General features: G+C 53.3%; 3 tRNA genes and 3 rRNA genes. All 6 read right to left on the reverse strand.

The annotated features are described in order from the left end of the window. A tRNA-Met gene (locus SM766_RS20790) sits at nucleotides 1-77 on the reverse strand. 47 nt (nucleotides 78-124) lie between these two features. After that, nucleotides 125-239, reverse strand: a 5S ribosomal RNA gene (rrf, locus tag SM766_RS20795). Nucleotides 240-437: 198 nt separating this feature from the next. Beyond that, nucleotides 438-3,264 (reverse strand): 23S ribosomal RNA (locus SM766_RS20800). A 410-nt stretch (nucleotides 3,265-3,674) separates the two neighbouring features. Further along, nucleotides 3,675-3,751, reverse strand: a tRNA-Ile gene (locus tag SM766_RS20805). A 25-nt stretch (nucleotides 3,752-3,776) separates the two neighbouring features. Next, nucleotides 3,777-3,852 (reverse strand) — tRNA-Ala (locus SM766_RS20810). A gap of 144 nt (nucleotides 3,853-3,996) precedes the next feature. Then, a 16S ribosomal RNA gene (locus SM766_RS20815) occupies nucleotides 3,997-5,456 on the reverse strand. Together the 16S, 23S and 5S rRNA genes with 3 tRNA genes alongside form the textbook arrangement of a ribosomal RNA operon. Nucleotides 5,457-5,817 lie beyond the last annotated feature (361 nt).

A 5,817-nucleotide genomic window follows, 5' to 3' on the forward strand; every position in this document is an offset into this window, starting at 1 on the left:
TGGTTGCGGGAGCAGGATTTGAACCTGCGACCTTCAGGTTATGAGCCTGACGAGCTACCGGGCTGCTCCATCCCGCGGAGATTGTTGGTTATGATCGTTAGAGAGATTTTTTGGTATTTACTAGGTTTGGCGGTGACCTACTCTCCCAGGGCTTAAGCCCAAGTACCATTGGCGCGACGGCACTTAACTTCCGGGTTCGGGATGGGACCGGGTGTTTTGCTCGTGCTATGACCACCAAACCAAGAAAATACCAACAAGCCTGGGGCTTGTTGGATTTTCTTGGTTAGCGGCAGGCAGGGTATTTGCAAAGCAAATACCCGTTGCCGCACCTGAGTTATGTCACGAAGACATTTCCACAAGCGCTAGGCTTATCTATCAACGTTTTGTCCAAGTTTCGTTTTGCTTTTTGGTGTTTACGAGACTGTCTGTTACTGGAACAGATCAAGCCTATCGGGCGATTAGTACCGGTCAACTGAATGCATTGCTGCACTTACATCTCCGGCCTATTGACGTGGTGGTCTTCCACGGCCCTCAGGGATACCTTGTTTTGAGGGGGGCTTCCCGCTTAGATGCCTTCAGCGGTTATCCTTTCCGATCATAGCTACCCTGCACTACCGTTGGCACGATAACAGGTCCACCAGTGGATCGTTCACCCCGGTCCTCTCGTACTAGGGGCAACTCCTCTCAAGTATCCTACACCCACGGCAGATAGGGACCGAACTGTCTCACGACGTTCTAAACCCAGCTCACGTACCTCTTTAAACGGCGAACAGCCGTACCCTTGGGACCTGCTCCAGCCCCAGGATGAGATGAGCCGACATCGAGGTGCCAAACACTGCCGTCGATATGGACTCTTGGGCAGTATCAGCCTGTTATCCCCGGCGTACCTTTTATCCGTTGAGCGATGGCCCTTCCACTCGGGACCACCGGATCACTATGGCCGACTTTCGTCTCTGCTCGACTTGTCAGTCTCGCAGTCAGGCTGGCTTCTGCCATTGCACTCAACGAGCGATTTCCGACCGCTCTGAGCCAACCTTCGCGCGCCTCCGTTACGCTTTAGGAGGCGACCGCCCCAGTCAAACTACCCGCCACGCAGGGTCCCGGATCCGGATAACGGACCGCGGTTAGACATCAAGAGTGCGAAGGGTGGTATCTCAAGGGAGGCTCCACCGGAACTAGCGTTCTGGTTTCGATGCCTACCACCTATCCTGCACATCACAATCCTGATGCCAGTGCGAAGCTGTAGTAAAGGTGCACGGGGTCTTTCCGTCTAACCGCGGGAAGCCTGCATCTTGACAGGCAATTCAATTTCGCTGAGTCGATGTTGGAGACAGCGGGGAAGTCGTTACGCCATTCGTGCAGGTCGGAACTTACCCGACAAGGAATTTCGCTACCTTAGGACCGTTATAGTTACGGCCGCCGTTTACCTGGGCTTCAATTCGGAGCTCTCACTCCTCCTTTTAACCTTCAGGCACCGGGCAGGCGTCAGACCCTATACGTCGTCTTGCGACTTCGCAGAGCCCTGTGTTTTTAATAAACAGTCGCCACCCCCTGGTTTGTGCCCCCGGATCCAAGTTGCCTTGAACCCGGGCCTCCTTCTCGCGAACTTACGGAGGTATTTTGCCGAGTTCCTTCAACATCGTTCTCTCAAGCGCCTTGGTATTCTCTACCAGTCCACCTGTGTCGGTTTAGGGTACGGTCTGATGGAGGGCTATTTCCAGGGACTGCTCAGCAGCCCAACCAATCCGATAAGGCTGAACTACAGTCGCAATCCGTCACATCCTCCTGGCCCAGGAATATTAACCTGGTTCCCATCGCCTACGCCTTTCGGCCTCGGCTTAGGGGCCGGCTTACCCTGCTCAGATTAGCTTTAAGCAGGAACCCTTGGACTTTCGGCGAGAGTGTCTCTCACACTCTTTGTCGCTACTCATGTCATCATTCTCGCTAGTGATCTCTCCACCGGATGGCTCACGCCCCGGCTTCATCGAAAGCCTCTTGTCTCCAATCTTCCCGAAGGAAGTAAGGAGACATGAGACTATGTCACACTACGCTCTGCTACCATGCACTATGTGCATCCTCGGCTTCGGCTCATGGCTTGAGCCCCGTTACATCTTCGCCGCAGGACAACTTATTTAGACCAGTGAGCTGTTACGCTATCTTTAAAGGATGGCTGCTTCTAAGCCAACCTCCTGGTTGTTTTGGTCGTCCCACCTGCTTTCCCACTTAGCCATGAATTGGGGGCCTTAGCCGGAGGTCAGGGTTGTTTCCCTCTCCACTACGGACGTTAGCATCCGCAGTGTGTCTGCCATCTAGTACTCCCGGGTATTCGGAGTTTGGTTAGGATCAGTAAGCCTGTGGGGCCCCATTACCCATCCAGTGCTCTACCCCCCGGGGTATTCGGATGACGCTCTACCTAAATAGATTTCGCAGAGAACCAGCTATCTCCGAGTTTGATTGGCCTTTCACCCCTAGGCACAGCTCATCCCGATCTTTTTCAACAGATGTGGGTTCGGTCCTCCAGTGCGTGTTACCGCACCTTCAACCTGGCCATGCCTAGATCACTCGGTTTCGGGTCTGATCCCACGAACTCATTCGCCCTATTAAGACTCGCTTTCGCTGCGCCTTCGCCTAGCGGCTTAAGCTTGCTCGTGAGACCAAGTCGATGACCCATTATACAAAAGGTACGCTGTCAGCCCTCAAGGGGCCTCCAACTGATTGTAGGCGTTCGGTTTCAGGTACTGTTTCACTCCCCTCGTCGGGGTGCTTTTCACCTTTCCCTCACGGTACTGGTTCACTATCGGTCAGTAAGGAGTACTTAGCCTTCGAAGGTGGTCCTCCGATCTTCAGACAGAATTTCACGTGTTCCGCCCTACTTAATACGTCCATCAAAGCTTCCTGTACGGGGCTATCACCCGCTATGGCTGCGCTTCCCAACGCATTCCAGTCACTTCTCTGGCTCGGCTGGTCCCCGTTCGCTCGCCGCTACTAAGGGAGTATCAATTGATGTCCTTTCCTCCGGGTACTTAGATGTTTCAGTTCCCCGGGTTTGCTCTTAAAACCCTATGTATTCAGGTTTTAAGTACCTGGTTCAGCAAGATATTGGCTACCGTGGTAACAATATCGAACTGTCAGGTGGGTTCCCCCATTCGGAAATTCATGGATCAAAGCCTATTCTCGGCTCCCCATGACTTATCGCAGAGTATCACGTCCTTCATCGCCTCTTACTGCCAAGGCATTCACCAAACGCCCTTCTCGCGCTTGATCTGGTCCAGAAAGAGACAGTCTTTGACAACTGTCGGATCCGGAAGCTGGTTCACAACCGGATCATCTGTCTCTGAACCAAAAAGCATACTTTCCCGCTCTTTCATCCTTATGCCTGTGATGTCGGTCGCAGGCGGACGAAAGAACAATGCATGATCGGGTAGATCATGCGGGTTAGTGTACTTGACTTGGACAACTCCGTCGTTTCGAACCGGCATACCAGAAGGCGTCTGAGGAAACATGACGTATCTTCCGGCTTGCTTCACCCCGAAGGGATCGGCACCAATCCGAGATCATCCCCACACTCGGGGCGATCAACGGTGTTGTTGATTTTTCTCTCTATACGATGTCAAAACTGCGTCCGATTGGACGGATAAGAACCACTTGCGGTGCTTATCGATCTAATCGGGGAATGGTGGGTCGAGGAGGACTTGAACCTCCGACCTCACGCTTATCAGGCGTGCGCTCTAACCACCTGAGCTACCGACCCATTCTAAATGGGGCCGATTGCAAAGTGGTGGAGCCTAGGAGGATCGAACTCCTGACCTCCTGAATGCAAATCAGGCGCTCTCCCAGCTGAGCTAAGGCCCCTTGCTGAACCTCAGGGGTCTGAGGCTCGACTGTCTGAAGAGATATGAGGACGGCTCGGTCCTGATGTTGACCGGCTTTGTTTGCCGATCTTCTGCTAAGTGATGCACGAGATTAGCAAGCTAATCTGACTAGCATCATCCTTAGAAAGGAGGTGATCCAGCCGCAGGTTCCCCTACGGCTACCTTGTTACGACTTCACCCCAGTCGCTGAGCTCACCGTGGTCCGCTGCCTCAAAAGTTAGCGCACGGCCTTCGGGTAAACCCAACTCCCATGGTGTGACGGGCGGTGTGTACAAGGCCCGGGAACGTATTCACCGCGTCATGCTGTTACGCGATTACTAGCGATTCCGACTTCATGGGGTCGAGTTGCAGACCCCAATCCGAACTGAGACATCTTTTGGGGATTAACCCATTGTTGATGCCATTGTAGCACGTGTGTAGCCCAACCCGTAAGGGCCATGAGGACTTGACGTCATCCACACCTTCCTCCCGCTTATCACGGGCAGTTTCCCTAGAGTGCCCAGCCGAACTGCTGGCAACTAAGGATGTGGGTTGCGCTCGTTGCCGGACTTAACCGAACATCTCACGACACGAGCTGACGACAGCCATGCAGCACCTGTCACTCGGTCACCGAAGTGAAAACCAGATCTCTCTGGCGGTCCGAGGATGTCAAGGGTTGGTAAGGTTCTGCGCGTTGCTTCGAATTAAACCACATGCTCCACCGCTTGTGCGGGCCCCCGTCAATTCCTTTGAGTTTTAATCTTGCGACCGTACTCCCCAGGCGGAATGCTTAATCCGTTAGGTGTGTCACCGAATAGCATGCTACCCGACGACTGGCATTCATCGTTTACGGTGTGGACTACCAGGGTATCTAATCCTGTTTGCTCCCCACACTTTCGCACCTCAGCGTCAGTATCGAGCCAGTGAGCCGCCTTCGCCACTGGTGTTCCTCCGAATATCTACGAATTTCACCTCTACACTCGGAATTCCACTCACCTCTCTCGAACTCTAGACCGATAGTTTTGGAGGCAGTTCCGGGGTTGAGCCCCGGGATTTCACCCCCAACTTTCCGATCCGCCTACGTGCGCTTTACGCCCAGTAATTCCGAACAACGCTAACCCCCTCCGTATTACCGCGGCTGCTGGCACGGAGTTAGCCGGGGTTTCTTTACCAGGTACTGTCATTATCATCCCTGGCGAAAGAGCTTTACGACCCTAGGGCCTTCATCACTCACGCGGCATGGCTGGATCAGGCTTGCGCCCATTGTCCAAGATTCCCCACTGCTGCCTCCCGTAGGAGTCTGGGCCGTGTCTCAGTCCCAGTGTTGCTGATCATCCTCTAAAACCAGCTATAGATCGTAGACTTGGTAGGCCGTTACCCCACCAACTATCTAATCTAACGCGGGCCGATCCTTCTCCGATAAATCTTTCCCCCGAAGGGCGTATAAGGTATTACTCACCGTTTCCAGTGGCTATTCCTTAGAGAAGGGCACGTTCCCACGCGTTACTAACCCGTCCGCCGCTCACTCCGAAGAGTGCGCTCGACTTGCATGTGTTAAGCCTGCCGCCAGCGTTCGTTCTGAGCCAGGATCAAACTCTCAAGTTGAAATGCGATTGCTCGCATATCCTTGACGTTCGAACCTCTGCACATCTTCATCAGGAGGCTAATCCTGATGAAAGTCTCTGTTTGTGTGCTTGGTTTCAAAAGAAACCGAAGCCGTACAAACAGTGAAGCTGACACCTTATCATCGCTCTACCGCTTCGCTACTTGAGAGCAGCATCATCGGCTTTGCTAAAGGCGCGATATACAGACGTTGATCCATCGAAATGAACCAAACCGCCCACATATCTCTTCAGTTATCTATCAATGTCAAAGAGCAACACCCAGCGGCCAAAACAAACAGATGCGCCAATCTCTCAGCGCGCCCGCCTGCCTCATCCTCAAAGATGCCTCAGTCTCTCCTGAG

Source organism: Pseudophaeobacter sp. A-200-2 (genome assembly GCF_041008815.1).
Taxonomy (GTDB): Bacteria; Pseudomonadota; Alphaproteobacteria; order Rhodobacterales; family Rhodobacteraceae; genus Phycobacter; species Phycobacter gallaeciensis_A.